Annotated in this window: 11 protein-coding genes and 1 tRNA gene; 6 read left to right on the forward strand and 6 right to left on the reverse strand. The window is 38.9% G+C overall.

Going from position 1 to position 23,081, the window contains the following annotated elements; all coding sequences use genetic code 11:
* Positions 1-105 (forward strand): DnaB-like helicase C-terminal domain-containing protein (locus AC0QT1_RS06040; protein ID WP_473201878.1); only part of this gene is annotated, 105 nt, incomplete at its 5' end.
* A gap of 386 nt (positions 106-491) precedes the next feature.
* Here AC0QT1_RS06040 and AC0QT1_RS06045 read toward each other — a convergent pair.
* The 5 genes from AC0QT1_RS06045 to AC0QT1_RS06065 form a co-directional block, all read right to left on the reverse strand.
* Positions 492-565, reverse strand: a tRNA-Gln gene (locus AC0QT1_RS06045).
* A gap of 88 nt (positions 566-653) precedes the next feature.
* Positions 654-1,412, reverse strand: a complete 759-nt coding sequence (locus tag AC0QT1_RS06050) for an iron ABC transporter ATP-binding protein (RefSeq protein WP_473200764.1) — start codon at positions 1,410-1,412, stop codon at positions 654-656.
* Complete coding sequence (locus tag AC0QT1_RS06055; protein ID WP_473201860.1) at positions 1,409-2,359, reverse strand: iron chelate uptake ABC transporter family permease subunit; 951 nt, start codon at positions 2,357-2,359, stop codon at positions 1,409-1,411. The genes AC0QT1_RS06050 and AC0QT1_RS06055 overlap by 4 nt, the downstream gene beginning before the upstream one ends.
* Positions 2,352-3,308 (reverse strand): ABC transporter permease, encoded by a 957-nt coding sequence (locus tag AC0QT1_RS06060; protein ID WP_473201861.1) that lies wholly within the window; start codon positions 3,306-3,308, stop codon positions 2,352-2,354. Before AC0QT1_RS06060 ends, AC0QT1_RS06055 begins: the two co-directional genes overlap by 8 nt.
* A 108-nt stretch (positions 3,309-3,416) precedes the next feature.
* Positions 3,417-4,355 (reverse strand): siderophore ABC transporter substrate-binding protein, encoded by a 939-nt coding sequence (locus AC0QT1_RS06065; protein ID WP_473201862.1) that lies wholly within the window; start codon positions 4,353-4,355, stop codon positions 3,417-3,419.
* 204 nt (positions 4,356-4,559) lie between these two features.
* On the opposite strand from AC0QT1_RS06065, the gene AC0QT1_RS06070 reads away from it, so the two are divergent.
* The 3 genes from AC0QT1_RS06070 (at position 4,560) to AC0QT1_RS06080 (ending at position 18,301) form a co-directional block, all read left to right on the forward strand.
* Entirely contained in the window at positions 4,560-11,447 is a 6,888-nt protein-coding gene (locus tag AC0QT1_RS06070) for an autotransporter outer membrane beta-barrel domain-containing protein (RefSeq protein ID WP_473201863.1), read from the forward strand.
* A 692-nt stretch (positions 11,448-12,139) separates the two neighbouring features.
* Positions 12,140-15,316, forward strand: a complete 3,177-nt coding sequence (locus AC0QT1_RS06075; protein WP_473201864.1) for an autotransporter family protein — start codon at positions 12,140-12,142, stop codon at positions 15,314-15,316.
* A gap of 312 nt (positions 15,317-15,628) precedes the next feature.
* The gene (locus tag AC0QT1_RS06080) at positions 15,629-18,301 is read left to right on the forward strand and encodes an autotransporter family protein (protein ID WP_473201865.1); all 2,673 of its coding nucleotides are present in this window, start codon (positions 15,629-15,631) and stop codon (positions 18,299-18,301) included.
* A gap of 594 nt (positions 18,302-18,895) precedes the next feature.
* Here AC0QT1_RS06080 and AC0QT1_RS06085 read toward each other — a convergent pair.
* On the reverse strand, positions 18,896-19,045 hold the full coding sequence (locus AC0QT1_RS06085; RefSeq protein WP_473201866.1) for a hypothetical protein: 150 nt from the start codon (positions 19,043-19,045) through the stop codon (positions 18,896-18,898).
* Positions 19,046-19,182: 137 nt separating this feature from the next.
* Between AC0QT1_RS06085 and AC0QT1_RS06090 the strand changes: the two genes are divergently transcribed.
* Positions 19,183-19,476 carry a hypothetical protein gene (locus AC0QT1_RS06090; protein WP_473201867.1) on the forward strand — a complete coding sequence of 98 codons (294 nt, stop codon included), beginning with the start codon at positions 19,183-19,185 and terminating at the stop codon, positions 19,474-19,476.
* A gap of 833 nt (positions 19,477-20,309) precedes the next feature.
* The gene (locus tag AC0QT1_RS06095; protein WP_473201868.1) at positions 20,310-22,889 is read left to right on the forward strand and encodes an autotransporter outer membrane beta-barrel domain-containing protein; all 2,580 of its coding nucleotides are present in this window, start codon (positions 20,310-20,312) and stop codon (positions 22,887-22,889) included.
* The last annotated feature ends 192 nt before the right edge of the window (positions 22,890-23,081 follow it).

Raw genomic sequence — 23,081 nt, forward strand, 5'->3', positions numbered from 1 at the left:
ATGAGGGGGCAGGCGGAAGTGATTATAGCCAAACAACGCCATGGACCCACAGGAACTGTCCCTCTTGCTTTCCAATCTGATTTTACACGTTTTAGTGATCTATGAAGAAAAGCATGCATAAAGGGGGCAATAAATGGCCTTTGAAAGGTCTTTGAAGACCCTTTGAGAGCCCTTTGAAAAAATGAAAATCCTTTGAAAATGAGGTCATTTTTACAAAATATCATGCAAATGATACAAAATTTACGGGTATTTGCATGCATATTTTAGAGATTTTAGGTGTCAAATAATGGGATTGTTGGAAAAGATGAATCGCCTCAAATTGCGATTCTGATCCAATAAAAACAAGACTCATGAAAGCGACTCTAAACACCTCTTAAAGCTTCTCTGAGAACCGCCAAAAAGACCTTTGAAAAAAAATGAATTGCTGCAAAACCTAGTGGCAAATTATGCAAAACCTAGTGGCAAGCTACACAAGCTACATACATACAACTTGGCTGGGGAACTTGGATTCGAACCAAGATTGACGGAGTCAGAGTCCGCTGTTCTACCATTAAACTATTCCCCAGTAGATGAATGTCGCCACTTTTAGCAGATTTTATAGTGTAGGCAAGCGCAAAAAGGATCTTTATGGTTCTTGATTAAGAGAGAGCCGTTTACCGATAATAAAGGGCAATGGGTATGTCGTCGATTGTTTCAATTTTAATATTCATATCATAAATGTCTTTAAGAATTTCTGGTTGCATGATTTCTTTTGGTGTTCCACAATAAGCCGCTTTTCCATTTTTGAGTGCAACGATCATATCTGAATAAGATGATGCGAAATTAATATCATGCATAACGATAAGAACAGTTTTTTTGAGTTCATCGGCTGTGCGGCGTAATTGTTTCATCATGGAAAAGGAATGCTTCATATCTAAATTGTTTAATGGTTCATCTAATAGGAGATAATCAGTATCTTGACAAATGACCATTGCGATAAAAGCTCGTTGGCGTTGTCCACCGGAAAGCTCATCCAAAAAGCAGTCTTTTAGATCCTGTAAGTCAAGATATCGGAGCGCACTGTCAATGAATTGTTTATCTTCGTTATTATACCAGCCCTTTGAGTAAGGATAACGTCCGAAACTTACTAAGTCATAGACGGTTAAACGAAAGGATAAAGGATTATCTTGACGCAGGATTGAGAGTTTCTGCGCCAAACTATCGTGAGGCATTTTATCAATATCAAAGCCATCAATGTAAATTGATCCTTTATGGTGCGGTAAAAGACGTCTTATCAGCATCAAAAGAGTTGATTTCCCTGAACCATTGGGACCAATGAGAGAAATAATTCCTCCTTTGGGGAGACGAAGACATAAATCATCGATAATCAACCTCGCTCCATAAGTCTTGGAAAGATGATTGATTTCAATCATTTTAGTTTTCCCTTCATTAGTAATATTAAGAAGACAGTTCCACCACAAAATTCAATAATAAAACTCAAACGTCCTGCCATATTGAAAATTTGTTCTAAAATAAATTGTCCACCAACCAAACAAATTATAGCCAATAATATTGCAATTGGCACAATGAAAGCATGTTTTGCTTGAGGGGAAAGTTCATAGGAAAGGTTGGCAACTAACAGCCCAAAAAAGGTAACAGGTCCTACCAATGCTGTGGAAATGGAGACGAGAATAGAAACCAATATAAGAATAGCTGTAGCGCTTTTGTGATAATCAACTCCAAGGTTGATTGCGTTTTCGCGTCCTAAAGCAAGAATATCAAGAAGATGACGTGAACGCCATCCAATCAGACTTACAATGAAGATAATGATTGTGGCAAAGCTTAGCAAGGATGTATTAAATTTGTTAAAATTTGCAAACATAATGTCAGTTAAATACATCATTTGGTCCGGATTTAACTGTAATTGCATGAACATGCGTAAACTGAAAAAAAATCCTCCTAAAATAACACCAATCAAAAGAGTTAAATGAAGACTTTTTATGTTGTCTGAAAAGAGCCAGCGAAAAAGGCTTATTGAAAAAAAAATGAGAATGAGAGCTTCAAAAACGAACTGTCCTTCGTGGCTCAAAAAAGGCAAAGAAAGAGAGCCTAAAAAATACATTATGATAGTTTTTATTAAAATATAAAGTTGATCAAATCCCATAATAGAAGGTGTAAGAAGACGATTGTTAACAATTGTTTGAAATAAAACAGTAGAAACGGTAATTGCATAGGCAATAACAACAAGAGAGACAAGTTTTGTGAGACGAAATGTCCACGTATAGATGTTTATATTCCATGTCATATAAAGAATGGTTACAGTACACGCCATTACGATAAGCGTTGCGAGGATAATTGTTGTTGCCTTCTTTTTATCCAAGACGCTTTCTCCATCGTAAAAGCAATATAATAAAAATAAAGCTACCAATAATCCCCATCATGGTGCTAATGGGAATTTCAAGAGAAGAATGAATTATCCGCCCTAAGAGATCACAGATCAAAACCAATCCTGCACCACTGATTGCAACCCAAGGAGCAGTATGGCGCATATTGTCACCCCTGAAATTTGAAACAAGATTTGGAATAATTAGTCCAACAAAGGGAATTCGACCGACTGTACAGACGATAACAGCGGTGATCGATGCGACAATAAAAAGGCCAAAGAACATGACAGTACGATAATTCAGTCCAAGATTGTTGGCTAAATCTTCTCCTAGACCAGCTACTGTAAAGCGGTCAGCGGTAAAATAAGCAAGAATGCAGAGAGGAAGAGAGAACCATAAAATTTCATATTTTCCCTCAAGAATCATCGCAAAGCTGCCAAATAAATAGGCTTGAAGAGAAGGGAGCAGCATTTCATGATCAGCAATAGCATTGGTTAAGGAGCCAATAACATATCCTAGCATAATTCCTGTCAGTGGCACAATGAGGGCAGATTTTAAAGGAATTTGGCGCAATAAAAACATAAAAAGTAACGTACCAATCATGGCAAAAATTGTAGCAACAATCATTTTTCCAAGCACAGGGATGTCAGGGTGAAAAATCATAACAAAAAGAATGCCGAGAGAAGCAGATTCAACAGTTCCAGCAGTCGACGGTTCGACAAAGCGATTGCGTGCAAGGAGTTGCATAATCATACCTGAAAGGGCGAGTGCTGCCCCTACCAAAAGTACCGCAATTGTACGAGGGATGCGTGTTTGCCAAAAAATAAGCCAAGCATGTGGATCATTTGATAACAAATCAGAAGGCGTTACATCTGAATAACCAACAAAAATACTAAGAACAGACAGTAGAATAAGAACTATGATGGCTATCGAGTAATTTTTCACGTTAAATTATTTTCCAACAAAGAAAGCAAAGGCCCTTTATAAACAGCCTTTGCTCCTAAATTTTATTTTCATGACAAGCTAATTATTTTTGGCAAGTCATTTTGGTGTTTATTTGCCTTTTGTAAAGGCTTCTCTAATTTGTTGTGCCGTTTCGTTAAGTCCAGTTAGACCGCCACTTGCTCGGTACCAGCTCCAAGAATCCAGATAAATAATCTGGTCCTTTTTGCCAGCTGTTGTGCGTTTAACAAGTTCATTATTGAGCAATTGTTCTGCAGATTGTCCTTCTCGTCCGATCGCTGCATCTCGATCTATAACCAACAACCAATCAGGATTGGTTTCAAGAATAAATTCAGGGGAAATGAGTTGTCCATGTTTTTGCACAGTAAGTTTATCGGTTGCAGGGGCTATGCCAAATGATGAATGGAAAATATCAAAACGTGACTTTGGACCCAAAGCACTGATCTTTCCACCAGAGGTCATAAGAACGAGTCCTGTACCTTTTCCTTTGGTACTCTCACGAACCTTTGCTAAATTTTCATCGAGTTTCACAATTTCTTCTTTTGCTTCCTTTTCTTTCCCAAAGATTTTTCCAAGAATAGTCACATTCCTTTTAATATCGTCAAGAGAGCTTTCATTGCTTACTGTGAGATCAATCGTTGGAGCGATTTTAGATAAATCTTGATACTTGGCTTGAGTCCGCGAGGAAATAATGATTAAGCCAGGTTGAAGAGTAGCAATTTTTTCGTAATCTGGCTCAAAGAGAGTGCCAATTTTTTCATATTTTGCATCATTAAACTGCTGCAGATATGCAGGTTTCTTTCCTTCGGGAATACCCACAACTGCCTTGATACCGAGGCGATTCATGTTATCAAGCGTTGCAAGATCAAAGACAACAACCTTTTGAGGAGAGGTGGAAACGGAGGTCGTTCCTGAAACATGATCGATTGTTATCTTAGCATCAATGTTTGTCTTTGCCTGTGAAAATGTTGTAAAGCTTATTACAACAATCAAGGTGGCAACTGCCCATTTTAGATATTTTGTTATCATTATCTCATCCTTTTCTCAAAATTATAAAGGGTTTCCTTAAAAAGCTTAACTGAGGCATTTTTATGTACAAGATTATACACAAAACGATAAATTAATTTATTGCATTATGTTGTAAAATAGATTGATATATGTTACAAATTGGATATTTAACTATTTTCGCTCAATTCTAGTACTTTTGCAAACAATATTTGGAAAGTTTGACATATGATTAACGTATTTAAAAATCGCACGCGTTTGTGCGCTGTTACAACAAGCGTTTTCTTCTTTTTACAAGGTGTGGATGCTTCTATGGGGTATAGTTCTTATCCTTCAACGTCCTCATTTCCCACATCTCCATTTCAATTTGGCTCGTCACTTGTGCCTTCAGGTGGAGGCTCCCTTGGGTATGGTGGATATCCGTACGGGTATGGTGGATATCCGTCTGGGACTGGTGAAAATGTAGGTTACATGACATCTCAAACACCACATCAACCACCACTTAGAGTAGAGAATGGTGGAAGAGCACAGGCGCGTGTGTCTGTTCCAAAGCAATCTACGTTTGTTTGTCGTGCTCTTAATAAGAATAGTGCTTTTAGTGCTCCTGGCACTATACGTACTGTTGTGGGCGGGAATGGTTTTTCGGTGCCAAACGGTGGATTGCGTGTAAGTGCGCCAGCCGGTGTGGCAGGTCCCGCTATACCAAATGGTGCAGCGGCGCTAGATGGTGGGTTAAGCTCGAATGAGGCAAGTGTAGGGGTGCCAGGTACAGTTGGGGTGCCGGGTGTAGGCGGGGTGCCGGGTGTAGGCGGGGTGCCAGGTGTAGGCGGGGTGCCAGGTGTAGGCGGGGTGCCAGGTGTAGGCGGGGTGCCAGGTGGTGCGATAAGAACGCCAAGGGCAGGAAAAGCAGAAGGGAGTTTATTAGCAGCTGTTCCAGGTGTTCCAGGTGGAGCAAATTGGGGTGCTTTGGCTACAGAGCGAGATACAGCAACAACGAGTGGGCCCGGAGTAAATTTGCCAGATTCGGGAATTCCTCCGGTTCCAGGTTCTCCAGGTAACATACCTACTGGAGATTTACCAGATCTAACAGATGCATTTAGAAATAGCAGAGCTGATGCATCTTCTATTGCAGGGGTTCCAGGTTCTGTGCTGAATACTATATTAGGTGCTGATGCATCAGATAATAAGATGCCTGGTATAGCTAGAAATCTTGTACCAGGTGATGCAGCTATGGGTGGTGCAGCTATGCTTGTATCAGGTCGAGGATTGTCTGAATCTTTCAATGGTATAGATAATGAGGGAGTACTCTATGGTGATCAGCTGGTATATGGATCTATTTCCTGTAGGCAAAGTGGAGTATATACACTAACGAATAGTGCTATTATGGCGGATGATGGTGGAACTGCTGTATATGTAAGTCCGGTTATTGAGAATCGAGGACGAGGTAAAGGAAGAAAAAACCAAAAGTCACCACTATCGCCTGAAGATCGAATAGTTGTTAATTTGGAAGATGTGTTGATTGGGAACGCAGAGGGGATATTAGATCTTTCTGACGACATGAAGATGCAAAATGTTGTTAATTTAGCTCTTATGGATTCAAGTTCTATTGATCCGAATGGTCAGGATAATAATGTTGCTGTGTGGGTAAATGGTGCAGGTGGAACAAAAGCAGAAGTTAATTTAAGGAACTCAAATATTAAGGGTTTTTTTATTGGGCTTGAAGCTGAAAACACTGGATTGATCCGTATGACAGGAGGGGATATCAGTAGGGTTCATGTTGGCGCTGTTTCTAGAAATGGTGGGGATATTTTCTTGGAGAATGTAAATATTGATGCTCGAAAAATAGGTCTGTTGAGTTTTGCAAACTCTATTATAGGGATGAAGTCTGGAGCAATTACTGTAGCGGAAGGAGGAATGGCGGTAAAGGCTGCAGAAGGAGGAATGGTTCAATTAAATCGGGTTTCTATTAAGATTGCTGAGAAAAAACAATCTGGGGATAATAATGCTGATTCTAAGGAAGGAAGTGTGGCTTTATTGACGCGTGGAGGTGTTGTTTCCTTTAAAAATGGGGGGGTTGAAGGTTCCGATACTGTTGTATTGTGGGTAAGTGATGATTTTAAAAATCCTTTTCCTGGGATTTTGGATCTTGGGCAGTTCGAAGTTATTGATTATGGTGATTACAGTGATTTGATCAAGGCAACAGGAGAGCAGTTAAGTGTTGGTCGTGTTACGCGACAGACTGGTGTTAGTTATGAAGGGCAGGACAACACTCTTGATGGTGATTCTGATCTCGATAGTGATGATAGTGGTTCTGCTGATGATTTTTTTACTATTGAGACTCGTTCCTTTGATGAATTCGAAAATGGTGAATTCGACAGTATATACCCTGATGGATTGTCTGATATTGCAGATGATCGTGGTGGATTGTTTGATGTTGCAGATGATGGGGACTATAATGATATTTTTTCCACGTATGCGGAGGTTTCATCTGCTATAAAGAATTTAGAGATTGATCCAGAATCTGAAGGTGTTAATGAAGCCTTTAGAGCTTCCAATTTAATGGTTTCTGATATTCAAAACTCAATTCTTAACGTGACAGGTAATTCTTATGGTATATACTTTGATAAAGATTTGCGTTCGCGTGGAGACAAAAAAAGTGAACAAAATGCACAGCGAGATGCAAAAAAGGGGAGAAAAAGAAATAATAAAAGTAGATCGCATGCAGTTCTTTTAAAAGAATCTACTCTCAGAGTTCCCGATGGTGTTGCCATTTATGGTGAAAATTTGAGAGGTTATGTCGTTGTAAAAGATGAATCAACTGTTTCGGGTGGGTTACTATTGAAAACTGAAGCAGGGGCAGATTTGTCGGTTGTTGTTGATGATTCTATAATTATGGGTGCTGCGCGTGTTGAGAAAAATTCTCATGCGAAGCTCTTTTTGTCTGGAGGATCGGAGTGGTATGTAACAAAGAGTTTATATAATGGTTTAGAAGATTCAGATCCGCAGTGTGTGGATTCATGTGTTTCATCTGTGAAACTTTCAAAGAGTAATATTAGATTTTTTACTTCTTCAAAGAGAAGTAATACTGAAAATGAGGACACTGAAGGAGGTGTTGAGTATCGAACTCTTCGTATTGGAAATGGAGAAGGCACAGTTTACAGTGCGGATGAGAATGGGGATTCGAGGATTTATTTCAATGCGAATCTGATACCTAGTAATGCGGATAGTACTCAAGTATCTGATAGACTATTGATTCATGGTGATGTTTCCGGAAAAACTAAGGTGCATGTAAATCCTATTTCAGATGATGTATCATCAAAACCGAATGAATCCCAGGAAATACCTTACAGTGTTTCACTTATTCAGGTTTTTGGAAAGGCAGCAAAGGATTCTTTTACACTACAAGGTGATTATATTACACTAGACGGATTACCTTATCAGTATGTTCTTCGTGCTTATGGGCCAAGTATTCCTCCGCACATGCAGTATTTTGATAAGAAATTAATTGTAGGAAGTAACGAAGTTTGGGATTTTCGTTTAGAAAACCAGTATGTTGTACCTCTTGTTTCTGGGTATACTACTGCCACTAATTTTAAGATTACTGTTCCTCAAAAACCTCGTAGGAAGAGTTCTCAGGCTGAAATTCGTGGTGATGTTGGTGGAGAAAATGCTGAAGTTGAGCAGCTTCCTGTTCCCACGTCTGCTGAAAATTCTGTAGCTAGGGCTCCTGCTCGAGGTGATTCACTTGGCAGATCTGAGCTATCTGAAGATTTATTTGAAGAATCTGAAGAACAAGTGGAAGAATATGAGCTAGGAGAACACGGACTATCTGCAGAATATGATATTGAAGGATATGAGCCTGAAGGATCTGAAACAACAGTGTTTGTTCCTTTAAGCGGTACACCTTCTAACATTTCTGCTGCTTCTAATAACTCTGGGGCTAGAGGGCGTGTTTTATATTCTACACTTACGAGATCTGATACAGATGATATTTCTATAGTACCAGCTCCTTCAGGCTCTGTAGCTCCTACTTCTGTTGCTAGGTCTGAGACATCTGAGCCTATAAAGAATATTTCTTTATCCGGTGGATCCATTGTTACTTTTACTCTCTCTAAGGAGCCTGCACCTATAATTTCATCTGCATCCATCAAAAAGTCTACCGCTTCTACAGGGGATTCTTCTTCAGAGGTTGCGACTTCTATGGATACTAGAGGTTCTGGAAATTCTAATGTATCTTCTATTAAATCTGTTACGCGGGCTGATGACGTTGAAGCTGTTACACGTAGTGACAATGCTGATATTAAAATTGTTTCTTCTCAGTGTAATAATACGGCGTCAAGTGGTACGAAGAAATCATCTACTCCCTATTTATGCAATGATGGTGCAGCACATAAGATAGAAAATCTTACGCTGATGGCAAATGATAAGAACCAGCATTCTATGCATGTAAAAAACCAGAATACAATTGTTGAGTTAGCGGGGGCTACTATTAGTGGTGCGTATCCTTCTGAAAATGGCAGTAATCTTGATCTTACTAAATTAATAGCTGTGAGTGCTGTACTTGCGGATGAAGGTGCAAAGGTTGTTTTAAACAAAAATTCAAAAGTGCAATCTTCTCTGATAGGACTTGAGGCACAAAGAGGTGGAAAAGTCAAGATGGATGATGGAACAGTCAATGTTCAGTTTGTGGGCGCTTTGGCAGGTTCTGGGTCTTCTGTTGAATTAAGTAATACGAGAATTAATGTGGTGGGCGATTTAGCTGTCGCTGGTCTGGCTAGTAACGCTGGTGAAATAACCATGAAATCTGGGCAGATTATTTTAAAAAGGGGAGTGGCTGTTAGGTCAGAATCGGGCGGAAATGTTAAATTAGACAATGTTAACATTACGGTAAAAAAAGAAAACAATAAGCTGGATTCTGCAGAGAGGTTTGGGAGTGCAGCTTTCTTGTTGAGTGATAATGGTTCTGTTGATTTTACGAATGGGAATGTTGTTACTGATACCAATGCTTTGTGGGTTAGGGATACTTATGACACAGGTGAGGTCGGCGCTTCTAGGAGAAAGGGGGAATCTGATGCTCGTTCCTCTATCAATCGGGCTAATATCGAGTTTTCTACTGTTAAGGTAGAAGGTGATAAATCTTATGGTATATATTTTGATGGAGCAGGACGGAAAGGAGTAGAAAAACGGAATCAAAATAAAAACTTAGGAGAAACCGTATTACAAACGTCAATGGAACACTCTGGAGGAAAGAGTGTTGTTAAGCGAAATGCTGTATCTTTACAGGAAAAAGCACCTATAGGTATAACGGGAGAAGTTTTGTTGAAGAAAACTGATTTTGAAGTGCTAAACGGTGTGGCTATTTATGGTAATAGTTCTAGTGGTCGTGTTTCCTTAGAAAACGAAACAACTCTTACTGGTGATTTGCTATTAAAAGCTGAAAATAATTCTAATATACTGGTTTCAGCTAATAACTCTGCTATTGTTGGTGGAGCATGGGTTCATAAAGGCTCTTATGCTCAATTAGAATTGATTAATGGATCACAGTGGCTTTTGAAAAGAAGTGCACAGAAGTATAGAGAAGTTCCAGATTCAGAATGCAGGGATTCATGCGTTTCTTCTATAAGCCTTGTCAATAGTCGTATAGAGTTTATGCCTTCGGAAACTGAGACGTTGAAGTACCAAACACTTCGCATTGGAGAAGGAAAAGGTGTTGTCTACAAAGCAGAAGGCAATGCTTCAATTCACCTCAATGCACATTTAAACCCCGATGATCCAAGTGATAATCAAGTAACCGATCGCCTTGTAATTCATGGTGATGTTGAAGGAAAAACGAGAGTGTTTGTGCTAGGTGTTTCCAGCAAAGTGAGAGACGAAAAGGATAATAAGCAAAGTCCTCATAGTGTTTCTGTTATTCAGGTTTACGGAAAGGCAGCAAAGGATTCTTTCCAACTCGATGGTAATTATGTTGCGTTGAAGAATTCACCTTACAAATATACTCTTCGCGCTTATGCACCAGAAGCCACTTCAAAACAGGAGCATGTTCAGCAGAAGTTTATGAAGGATGGTGGAGAATTTTGGAATTTCCGTCTAGAAAATCAATATGTTAAGTCTTCGCCTACAGTTGGATTTGTGCTTCCTGAACAAGTTGTAAAATCTGTTGTTCCGCAAGTTCCGACTTACTTGCTCTTACCAAATAGTGTATTCCATGCCGGTTTAATGGATATTAGCAATCAAAACAAACAGTTGGAGTCATTGCGGGCTACTTCCAATGGAATGGTAGAAATTCGCGAAAACCCTGCTTTATATTTGCGCGGCTATGGTGGAAGTTACCGTTATGTCTCAGACTTATCCGCACTTGAGTATGGTTACAAAGGTGATCTTACCTATAATGGTGTAGAGGCAGGTGTTTTGTTGCAAACAATCGAAAATGCTGACAGTTCTCTGTCCTTTGGAGTTATGGGCTCTTATGGAAAGCTTTCTCTACAACCTGTGGATGTTAAACAAAGCCAAGAAAGTGCATTTGATAAATGGACTGCTACAGCATATGGCAGCATGCAGCATAGTGCGGGCTTCTATGTGGATGGTCTTCTTTCCTATGGTCTGTTCAAAGGCGATGTTCTCACCCTTGCACGAGGAAAAACAGCAACTTTAAAGGGCAATCCTTTCACTGCCTCCTTGATTGGTGGTAAAGCGTTTACAACAGGATATAAAGGTTTTGTTGTTGATCCGCAGGTTCAGGTTGTTTATCAACATATTCAGTTTGATAAGGCTCATGATGTTGACAACTTTGACATTGAATTAGGAAAACTTGATCAATGGGTAGCACGTGTTGGTGGGCGTTTGATTAAGACACCTACAGGACTTGAAGGAGTGAATGCTATTTCCTTCTATGGTAAGCTTTATCTTGCTCATGGTTTTGAAGGCAAAAAATCTGTGCATTTCAAAGATGCTTTCCAGTTAGGTGCTTTTGGTTCTTCTCTAGAAGCCGGATTGGGCTTTAATGCCAAATTATCTAAGCAGTTTGCGCTTCACGGTGATGTTATGTATCAGCATAAGCTCAATAAGGCTGGTTTTTCTGGAGCTAGTTTTTCTGGAGGAGTGCGCTATCAGTTTTAGAATAAGGTACAATACATCCTTTAGTAAAGGCAGCACAATGTGCTGCCTTTTCTTTTTCTTGCATTGATTTATCAAAAAATTGCTCTTTGTTATATAATATGAGCGAAAAAAGTTATGATCGGCTTTTTTGTTTTGTGTATGAGAACTCTTTATGACTGTATCATTTCTTTTTATCCTAAAATGCGTTTCTAAAATTTTTTTCTGATAAAATCCGATATGATAACAGGCTTTTAAGAGCTTTTTAATGATAGAAAAGCCCAATGCTTGTGCATGAAACTCTGCCTGATTTTATTTTATCCGCTATGATATTTTATGTTTCCTTAATCTCATTTTTAAATTCATCTTTTTTGATTTTATAATTTTTTTCACGTGCATCTTTTGTCAGTCTTTCAAATTTCACAAGGATAGAGAGTGAAGTTTATTAATTACACGCTATAGTTTTGTTTTTGCTTTACACGAAACACAGAATGCATTATACACCTATAAAGTGTAGTTGGTAATTATTCTCTTACAGGTGGTGATTGTTTTGTATTCAGATTCTCCACCAATTTTATTTGGATAATTCATTGCACGGGTCAACTGAGCAGTAGATGCGTCCTTTGTTTACACCTTTTTGTCTTTTGAGGTGGGTGGGGTGTTTTTACCAGTGCTTTTATTTTCAATGAGAGGGGAAGCAAAGTTTCGAGGGAACTATGATTAAAATGTTTAGAAATCATCTGTTTTTATATACGGCCGCAACGGCTATCCTTTCGTTGTTACAAAATGGAACGGTGGTTGGTGCAAGTGTAGAGAGATCTGGTCAACCTTTTTATAAAATTACCGTTACTCCTACGACTAGTGGTACTTCCTCTGATCTACCTAAAAGACTTACTGTTATTCCTTCTAATAGTGTTTTAGGATTAGGAGGATTGGGCGGTTATCGCAAATTTAGCGGCATATTGAATGGGAGTCGCGATAGTAGCAATCTTCTCAGAGGAGAGGAAGGGGATTATGGTGGTACATATAATAGCTGGGGTGGTGGGTATGGGCAAAGTCTTAGTGGTAGAAGAGATGATCCTCTTAGCGGAGAAGGTGGGGACAATGCTGGTAATAAATATGTTTACAAAAATCACTCTAATGGGAAGTTGATGCTCTATAATGGTGCTTATTATATATGTGATAACTGTACAGAGGACAAAATTGACAATAAGTCTTATAAGATAACGAATACTTCTGATAATCGTACTGCTATAACAGTAAAGGGGATGAGTGCAAAAGTTACAGGGAACAATGTAACTGTTAGAAGTGAAGTTTCAGATAAGCCTTTTACATATGGAGTCTCTGTATCAGATAATGGAAAAATTGTTTTAAAATCGCCAAATATCAAGAATGTAAATACAGCTCTTCATGTTAGTGACGGGATAATTGAGGTACATCAGGGCGTTATTGAGAAAAGTCAGAAAGCTGTCGAGGCAACGGGGAATTCATTTGTTCTTTTAGAGGATACAACAATTAAGACGAGTGGTGGGAAGGCGAGTCTTTTGAGTTATAGCCGTTCAGAAGTTTGGATGGGAGATGGGGCAATTGATTTTGCGGATAGTCATGGGGCTTCTTCGACGTTAGGTGGGGAGATAAATCTTGATGGTGTTAAGATGACTGGAAAGGGGAGTAGAGGTAAAAATTATGCGGCTTTGCATACGGATGTGGGGGGGCCTATTGATTTTAAAAATGGGGTTATTGATGTTACTGATGCCCACGGCATATTATCAGAAAATACTGTAGCTACCCCTAATTCGATTTTGTCGTTTGAAGCTTTATTGGATAATGTTGAGGTAGCTGAGGACAATTCAGGTAATGTTGATGCAACTGAGGTCAATATTGAATCTTCTTCTGTTACAGTGCAGGGTAAAGGGTCTTATGGTATATATTTTAAAGGAGAAAAACCATGGGAGGAATTCGAGCAAGAAGAGGATTCAAAGGATAAGAAAACTCCAGGAAGATTGGAAGTTGTTAATTTGCAGAGAACGATGTTTTCAGTTTTAGATGATGCGGCTATTTATAGTACCGACAAAACTTTTGGTGTTGTTGGTTTAACACAAAGTACTTTGAGTTCAGGAAATTTGTTGTTAAAAGCTGAAAAAGGTGCCTCGGTAAAAGTTTTAGCGAATGCTTCTACCCTTGAAGGAGGGACCTATGTCGATGAGGTTTCTACTGCTGAACTTTATTTGGGCGGTGATTCGACATGGATTTTAAAGCAAAGGCAACAAAGGAATTCCCACGAGTCAGATCTTTCCAACGACTTCTCTCTCTCATTAGTAAGCCTGATGGATAGTTCTATTAATTTTAAAAAACTGAAATCTGCTCCGGTTTACGATTATCAAACACTTAATATTGGACAAGGAACGGGTGAGGTTTATAAGGCACAGGGTGATGCACAGATTTACCTTAATACATATCTAAATGAGGGTGGCTCTCTTAATAATCAAAAGACTGATCGTGTTTTGATTTATGGGGATGCCTCTGGAAGAACGACAGTTCATGTTCGTAGTATGCCAGGAAGTCCAGGGGGATCTACAGGAAATGGTGGAAATGAACAAGGAATCTCAATTATTCAGGTTTCTGGAAAGGCAAGTCAAGATTCTTTTCAGTTAAACGGTGGTTATGTTGCTCTGAAAGATTCACCTTATCAATATAGGCTTTATGCTTATGGGCCGCAATCTTCTTTAGGGCCAGCAAGTTCTGCTCAAAGATTAGTGAAAGGAAATGAAGGCTTTTGGGATTTTCGTCTCGAAAATGGATATATTGATTCTGATGTTAAACCTGCTCCTGAACCAGCGCCGGCTCCTGATCCCATTCCTGGGCCAACACCTCCTCCAGTACCTCCTCTAAGACCAGACTTGGAACCGCATCCTAAACCAAGTGTTAAGGCTGTTGTTCCACAAGTTCCGACTTATCTGCTTTTGCCAAATGCTTTATTTCAAGCAGGTTTGATGAATATTGGCAATCAAAATAAGCGGTTAGAGGCTTTGAGAATTGCTTCTGGTGGACTGTTGGAAAGTGAGGAAAAACCTGCTTTTTTTGCGCACGGTTATGGGGGTAGTCATCGTTATGTTTCAAACCTTTCTGTGCTTGAATATGGTTATGGAGGTGAGGTTGATTATAATGCCATTGAAGCTGGTGTGCTGCTGCAAACAATTGAAAATGCATATGGCACTGCTTCTTTTGGGGTTATAGGATCTTATGAGAGATTTTCTCTGCAGCCCTTAGATGTTGAACAAAGTCAAAAAAGTGCATTTAATAAATGGTCAGTTACGGCATATGGCGGTATGCAACATGATGCAGGCTTCTATGTGGATGGACTCTTCTCCTATGGTTTATTCAAAGGTGATGTTCTCACGCTTGCACGGGGAAAGACAGCCACTTTAAAGGGCAAACCTCTCAGTGCTTCTTTGACTGCTGGTAAAGCATTTGTGATCGAGGATGAATGTCTTATTTTTGATCCGCAGCTTCAAGTTGTTTATCAGCATCTCCAGTTTGATAAGGCGCGTGATATTGATAATTTTGACATTGAGATGGGGAAACTTAATCAATGGGTGGCACGTATTGGTGGGCGCTTAACAAAAACCCTTACTGCAACGGATGAGGCGCGTGTTGTTTCTTTCTATGGTAAGATGCACCTTTCCCATGGTTTTGGAGGAAAGAAATTTGTGCATTTTAAAGATGCTTTCCAGTTGGGAAATTTTGGTTCTTCTCTAGAAACTGGATTAGGTTTTAATGCAAAATTATCGCCAAAGTTTGTACTTCACGGTGATGTCATTTATCAGCACAAACTGACCAAAGCGGGTTTTTCTGGAACAAGTTTTTCTGGAGGAGTGCGTTATCAGTTTTAGTTGACTCGTTTTAATAAATTATTTAAGGAGGCACAAAGCTATCTGCTTGTGCTTCCTTGTTTTTAGAATTTTTTACGAGCGTTTTTGAAGAGAGAGGTATTTAGCATATCTTAAATGCCTTCCCTACTTCAATTTTTTAACTGGATGAGATTTTTGTTCAGTGGTTTCTAAATTTTTTTATTTCATATTTACATAAAACACAAAACATATTAATTTTGCGTGCATTTTTGAACGATATGTATTAAAAGTATAAATGTCATTGGGTGCGATGCCTGCTTTTATAGAGTCTGAGAAAGAGTTTACGGTAGAATTATGGTCAAGATATTTAAAAGTCATCTCTCTTTGTGTGTTGTAACAACAGCTGTTTTTCTTTTCCTGCCCAATGCAAATGCAAGGGTACAAGCTGAGGCTGCTACTGAGGTGCGATCAAGCGCTGTTGTTAATGGTAAGATGCAAAATGGGAAAAATGAATTTACATGTAGTAAAGAGGTCTCATTTTATTGGTGCGATAATGCTGAACATAACTACATTAGAGGAAAAACTTATAACAAAACTGATGGAAAGGAAGATGAAACTGTTGCCATACAAGCATCTAAAGAAAAAACGAGGATTGAAGGGGAGGATGTAACGATTAAGGATGCTTTAAATCCAGCAGATTCGGATAACAGCTTTTGGAAGTATGGTATCGTGGCCGATAATTCGGGAACCGTTGAGATAGAAAAAGGAGCAATTGAATTTACAAAGGGTATCGCGGTTCAAACAAGAGACGAGGGGATTGTCACTTTAAAGGGAGTCTCCATTACCGAAAAGAGTCGGGCGACGCGTGTAAGTAGCTATGATAGAAATTCAGTTTTTCAGATGTCTGGAGATGGTGGATTTATCGATTTTATAGAAGGTGGAGTTAAGGCTTCCAATGCGCATGGTGTTTCATTCCAAGGAGTTGGTGGATATATTGATATTTCGAAGTCGACAGTTTTAGTGGACGGTAATGCATCTTATGGATTCTATTTTTTTGATGAGCAAGAACTCGAATATAAGTACGAAAGATATCCTTATGATAAAGAGAGGATTTATACTTTCTTTGGGGAGTATGGTAAGTTATTCGGAGGACTTCCAGAAAAGAACTTGCATAAACGAGGAAGTGTTCATTTGTACAGTAATGCTCTGTTTACAGTTCCAAATGGTACAGTTATTTATAGTAGAAAATCTGGAGGTCTTATTAAAATTCTGGGTAATTCTGAACTTTCTGGAGATTTATTGTTGAAGGCTGAAGAGGGGGCTTTTGTGAAGGTTGCAGCTGATGCTTCTAGACTTGTAGGGGGGGCGCATATTGATGAAAGTTCTCATGCTGAGTTTCGGTTAACAAAAGGGGCAAAATGGACTTTAACGCGACCGAAAAATAAAAGTTTGCACGATTCTTTTTCTTCTCGCTCTATAGGTGTTTCATCAATTTCATTGTTACATCTTATTGATAGTTCTCTTATTTTTGAACAACCAAAGTCCAGCGAAGCTGGGAATTATCAAACACTCCGCGTTGGAAAAGGATCGGGTGTCGTTTATAAGGCGCAAGGTGATGCGCATTTTTATCTCAATACATATTTGGATAAAGGGGGCGCTCTTAAAGATCAAAAAACAGATCGTCTTTTAATCTATGGGGATGTTGAAGGAAAAACAACCGTCCATGTACAAAGCATGCCAGGGAGCCCTGGAGGAGGTACAGGGGGTGGTGGAAACAATCAGGGGATCTCACTTATTCAGGTTTCTGGGAGAGCGGAGGAGGATTCTTTTCAATTAGCGGGTGATTATATTGCGTTAGATAATTCGCCTTATCAGTATAGGCTTTATGCTTATGGACCAACATCTAATTTAGGAAAAGCGGATTCTACTCAAAGATTAGTTGAAGGTCACGGTGAATTTTGGGATTTTCGTCTCGAAAATAGGTATGTTGATGCTCGTACTCAATTGAATTTTGATCGTAGTCCTAACCCTTCTCTTGAACTTCGTTTAGAGCCAGGGATTAAAGCTGTTGTTCCGCAAGTTTCAACCTATCTTCTTTTGCCAAATAGCGTATTCCATGCTGATTTAATGGATATTAGCAATCAAAACAAACAGTTAGAGGTACTACGGGCTACTTCCCGTGGAATGGTAGAAATTCATGAAAAGCCTGCTTCCTTTGTGCGTGGTTATGGTGGGCGTTATCGTTATGCTTCAGACTTATCCGAACTTGAATATGGGTACAAAGGTGATCTTACCTATAACGCTTTAGAGGCAGGTCTTTTGCTGAAAACAATCGAAAATACTGATAGTGCTTTATCTTTTGGAATTATGGGCTCTTATGGAAAGCTTTCTCTACAACCTGTGGATGTTAAGCAAAGCCAAGAAAGTGCATTTGATAAATGGACTGCTACAGCATATGGCAGCATGCAACATGATGCAGGCTTCTATGTGGATGGTCTTCTCTCCTATGGCTTGTTCAAGGGTGATGTTTTCACCCTTGCACGAGGAAAAACAGCAACCTTAAAGGGTAATCCTTTCAGCGCTTCTTTGACGGGTGGTAAAGCGTTTGCAATGGGATATGAAGGTTTTGTTGTTGATCCGCAGGTTCAGGTTGTTTATCAACATCTCCAATTTGATAAGGCTCATGATGTTGACAACTTTGACATTGAATTAGGAAAACTTGACAAATGGATGGTCCGTGTTGGTGGACGTTTGACGAAGATGTTGTCTGCCTCTGAGAAGGATCATGAGGCTTCCTTTTATGGAAAGCTGCATTTTACTCATGGTTTTGAAGAAAAACAAACTGTGCATTTCAAAGATGCTTTTCAGTTGGGAGCCTTTGGTTCTTCTCTAGAAGCTGGAGTGGGTTTCAATGCCCGATTGTCTTCAAAATTTGCTCTTCATGCTGATTTGGTTTATCAACACAAACTTACCAAGGCAGGCTTTTCTGGAGTTAGTTTTTCAGGCGGATTGCGCTATCACTTCTAGTTTGATCGTCTTTTAATCAATTCTTTAAAGAGCTATAAGTAGAGTTTATGGCTCTTTCTTTTTGTTAGTTGCTTTGGCTGGAAATTTTGAAAACAAATCTCTTCCATACCTTAAAAATACTGAAATGCTTCCTGGTTGCTTTGCTTTTTGTGATGATTTTTCCGATCTGTGTGCATTGATAAGCTGTTTTTGAAGAACTGGTTTTGGGGATGAATATGCCGTTATCTATATTTTCTGTGTCTTTTGAATGTTGCAATTTTAGACTGCAATAATTTTTATTTTAAGTAAAATACATAATGTTTTTTGTTTGTTGCATGCAATAAGAGCAATGAAGCAGAATGCATATTCTTTTGTAGCACAAAGGGGAAAAAATTTGTCGTAAAATTATGATTAAAATATTTAAAAATCACCTCTCTTTCTGTCGTTTTATGATGGTTATTCTTTGTCTTTGTAAACAATGCAGATGCTGATGGTCAGCTTGCTTGGAAGAAGTAGTTTCCATAGTGCGAAAATGCTTCATTTTATCGATGTGGTGATGATAAAGAACAGGCAATTTTCAATAAAACTTATCCATGCACTGGTGAAAGCTCTGATTCAGCCATAGAGGTATTGGAGGAGAATATAGTCATTGGAGCAGACAGGATAATCATTAACGATATTGCGAATGCAAATGGTAGGAAAAAGCTCTTGGACAACAGCTGTACAAGCATTAACGGAGGGGTGTGTTTCTTTAATCAATTCCATCTTCAATAATATGTGTTGATTGATGTCGATGTTGATGAGGGAGAAGCTTTTGAGATGTGAGAGGGGCGATTAACGTAACTCGAACGGGGGTTAGGGTAGCTGGTAACTAATCTTTTATTCTTTTAAATAATTCAGAAATGAGGACAAGTGCTGATGCGATCAGTCTTTTTAGCCAATGCAGTGTGAAAATTGAAATGAAAGCGGGAAGGATTGATTTTACAAATGGTATTGGGGTTCAAACAGCAGGAAGTGGTAAAGTTATTTTACATGGTGTTTTTTTACAGGAAGGAGAAGATGTGCGAGAAATACAGAGAATCATCACGAAAATACGACTTTGTTTCTATGGGGTTGTTGGTAGTAAGCATCGTTATACTTCGCTCTTTTTATCCTCAAATATGGTTATGGAGACGCGCTTGGTTATAATACCATAGAGGTTGGAGCTTTTCTGAAAAATATCGAAAGCGCATATCGTGTTATATTTTTTGAGGATATGGGGGTATGGACAAGTTTCTTTGCAGCCTCGAGAAATCAAGAAACGCTAAAAAAATACATTTTATAAATGGAGAGAGCAGCATATGCTAGGATACAGCATGATATGGGCCTTTATATAGATGCTCTGTTATCTTATGATCTTTAATGGGGATGTATTCACTCTTGCACGGGATACGCCAATAGCATTAACAGCATTAGGAAGTGATCCCAGAATGGTCCCTTAACTGCTACTAAAGCATTTATGAGGGGGTGTAAAAGTTTAATTTTTGTTTAACGGATAAAGTTTTTCATCAAAATCTTCAGTTTTATAAGGTACATGATATTGATGGCTTTAACTGGGGAAGAATATATTATTTTTTACCATGGTAAAATTCATTTTATTTATGATTTTGGTGATAGAGAATTTATTCATTTAGGAGATGCTTGCCAAGGACTCTGGGTTTTTTATAGAAACTGGATTTTGTGTTTGTGCACAACTGTCTCTAAAGATTATATTTCATAATGATGTGATCTATCAGCGTAAGCTTATCAAGGTTTGTTTTTCTAGACTACATTTTATGGTGGATTAAAATATCATTTTTAATCGTAGCTTTATATTTAATACATTCTTTGTGAAATTTATAAGAACAAACAGTGTCTTTGTTGTGTTGTTTTTTTGATTTTAACTTTACATATAATCCAAAACGAATTATTTAACCAAAACATAATCTGGCAATCAGGAGATGGTCGTCTTTGTTTTTTTATGAGGGGAATAGAAGAAAGTTTATAGTCAATGATAATAAAAATATTAAGATCTCATGTCTGTTTATGTGCTCTTACCACGTCCGTTTTTTTCTTTATCCATAATATAGATATTAAGGCACAAGATGCCTCTTCGTGTCATTCTCTTCAGTCGTCTTTATGTGGGGGTAGCGAAGTGCAAGGGGTTGTTGACGGGTCTTATAGAGATCTTGTTAATACGGGCTCTTTTGATGCTGTAATCATAAAAAAGTCTGAAAATATAGCTCTTAAGACAGGAAAAGAGGCGGATTTAAAGTTGGGTGAAACGTTACAATTAAAAAAAGCGGGTTCCATTGTGTCAGAGGTGCTTGCGCAGCCAAAGATGGTAACTATTTTGGATAAGGTTTCGATAACTGGAAATGGCAAAAATACTGTTAATGGTAAGAAAGGGGATAGCCTTGGTAATGGCGTGAGCCAAGCAGTTTTTGGTGTGAAGCAAGGCGGTTCTCTTGTTGTTAAGGACAGTCAAGTGGAGGTCACTCATGTTTATGGTTTCGTGGGTGAGAGTGCACCAGCAGTTTTTGCTAATGATAGGTCTTCGTTAGAGTTGCTCAATATGTCTGAGGTTGTTGTTGAAAACTCAAAGATTACTATTAAGGGGCATGGAGCTCGAGGACTCTATTTTCAGGGAGGACTGTCAGATTATGAATATTTAGAGGGAGAGGTGCTTGCTAGGTTAGGGGATTTTCAGTTTAAGAAAAGCACTCTTCAAGTTCCAAATGGTACCGCTGTTTATGTTGATGATGCGAGGAGAGTTCCTGTTATTAGGGCATCAGAGAAATCACGTATCGTTGGTGATTTGTTGTTAGAAGCTAAGAATCACTCTGCCGTCGGGATTGAAGCTGATGCTTCTTTTCTTGTCGGCGGAACACGTGTTGATAGCAGTTCTCATGCCGAATTTGAGTTATCTAATGGATCGCAATGGACTGTAACACCACGGAAAAAATATAAAGATTCACAATCTACAGATTCATCCCTTCGTTTTATAAAGCTTACTGATAGCTCCATTTTTTTCAAAAAACCAGAAGATGGTCATTATCAGACACTTCATCTCGGAAAATTAGGTGAGAGCCACTCAGATGATGTTTACGTTGCTAAGGGGAATGCACGTATTGTTGTCAATGCGTCTTTGGAGACAAGGGGCCAAAACAAGGGGATAAAAGCTGATAAAATTTTAATGTATGGTGGTGTCGATGGAACCACAAAAGTGCATGTCGTAGAAGTCTCAGGAGATTCAGAAAAAAGAAAGAATCTGAGCAAAGATGAGCAAAGAGATAGTCAGAGTGTTTCACTTATTCAGGTTTATGGAAAAGCGACGCAAGATTCTTTTAAATTAGCCAATGGTTACGTAGCACTTAGAGGAGCACCTTATCGATATCGTCTTACAGCTTATGGTCCAAGTTCCTCGTTTGGGAAAGCAAAAGAGGAAAATAGACTGGTTGGACAAGAGTCGATTGAGAATTATGGAGATTTTTGGGATTTTCGTCTTGAAGCTGAATATATACAGCGTTCTTCTCAGTTGAAAAAGAAGGTTGTTCGTCGGCGCGTTTCTCGTTCTATTGGAACCGGTTCTGAGGATTTTGTTCTTTATCCTGATCTAGGTGTGAGAGCGGTTGTTCCACAAGTTCCAACTTATCTCTTCTTGCCAAATGCTTTGTTTCAGGCTGGTTTAATGGATCTTAACAGTCAAAACAAACAGGTGGGGGTCTTACGTACTATTCTTGGAGGACTTTCGAAAAAGAGCGAGAATCCGCCTTTTTTTGTATGGGGTTATGGTGGAAGACATCGTTATGTTTCAGATCTTTCTGTGCTTGAATATGGCTTTGGAGGCAATTTTAATTATAATGCTGTAGAGGTAGGTCTTCCGCTCTCAACTGTTGAGAGTATGCATCATTCTACAAGCTTTGGAATTATGGGGACTTATGGGAAAATGTCTCTACAACCTCAGGATGTTATCCAGAGTAAAGAAAATACGTTTGATAAATGGTCTGTTACGGCATATGGTAATATACAGCAGGATACGGGCTTTTATCTCAATGGTCTTCTTTCCTATGGTGTTTTTAAGGGTGATGTTATGACCCTTGAAAGGGGGAAGACGGCAACATTGAAGGGAAATCCTTTCAATGCTTCATTCGTTGGTGGTAAGACATTTATAACAGAGTATAAAGATCTTATTTTTGATCCGCAAGTTCAGGTTATTTATCAAAATCTGCAATTTGATAAGACATCGGATATTGATGGTTTTGATATTGAAATGGGAAAACTTCATCAATGGGTGATGCGTGTTGGTGGCCGTTTAACTAAGACACTTGCTGCTTCCAAAGCAGAGCGCGTTATTTCTTTCAATGGAAAGCTTCATTTTGTCCATGGTTTTGGAGGAAAGCAATTTGTGCATTTCAAAGATAAATTTCCGTTAGGAGCTTTTGGTTCTTCGCTAGAAGTAGGAGCTGGTTTTAATGCCAAATTATCTTCAAAATTTGCACTTCATGGAGATATAAATTATCAGCATAGACTGACAAAAGCAGGGTTTTCTGGAGCAAGTTTCTCGGCTGGTCTTCGTTACTTGTTTTGACAAAGGATGAGAGATCCTTTTCTCCGAAAGGCAGCAGGAAATGCTGCCTTTTTGTTTGTTAAAATCTCTTTTGTCTTCTCTACGGGTTCTTTTGTCTTGATGAAAAAGGGTGCAATCTAAGATTTTGGGGTGTGTGATTGAAAACGCTGTGTGAGTGTGTCTCTTTTTTTAAGAGGAAAAGGGTGGCCCCAA

The organism is Bartonella sp. P12B (genome assembly GCF_055796185.1).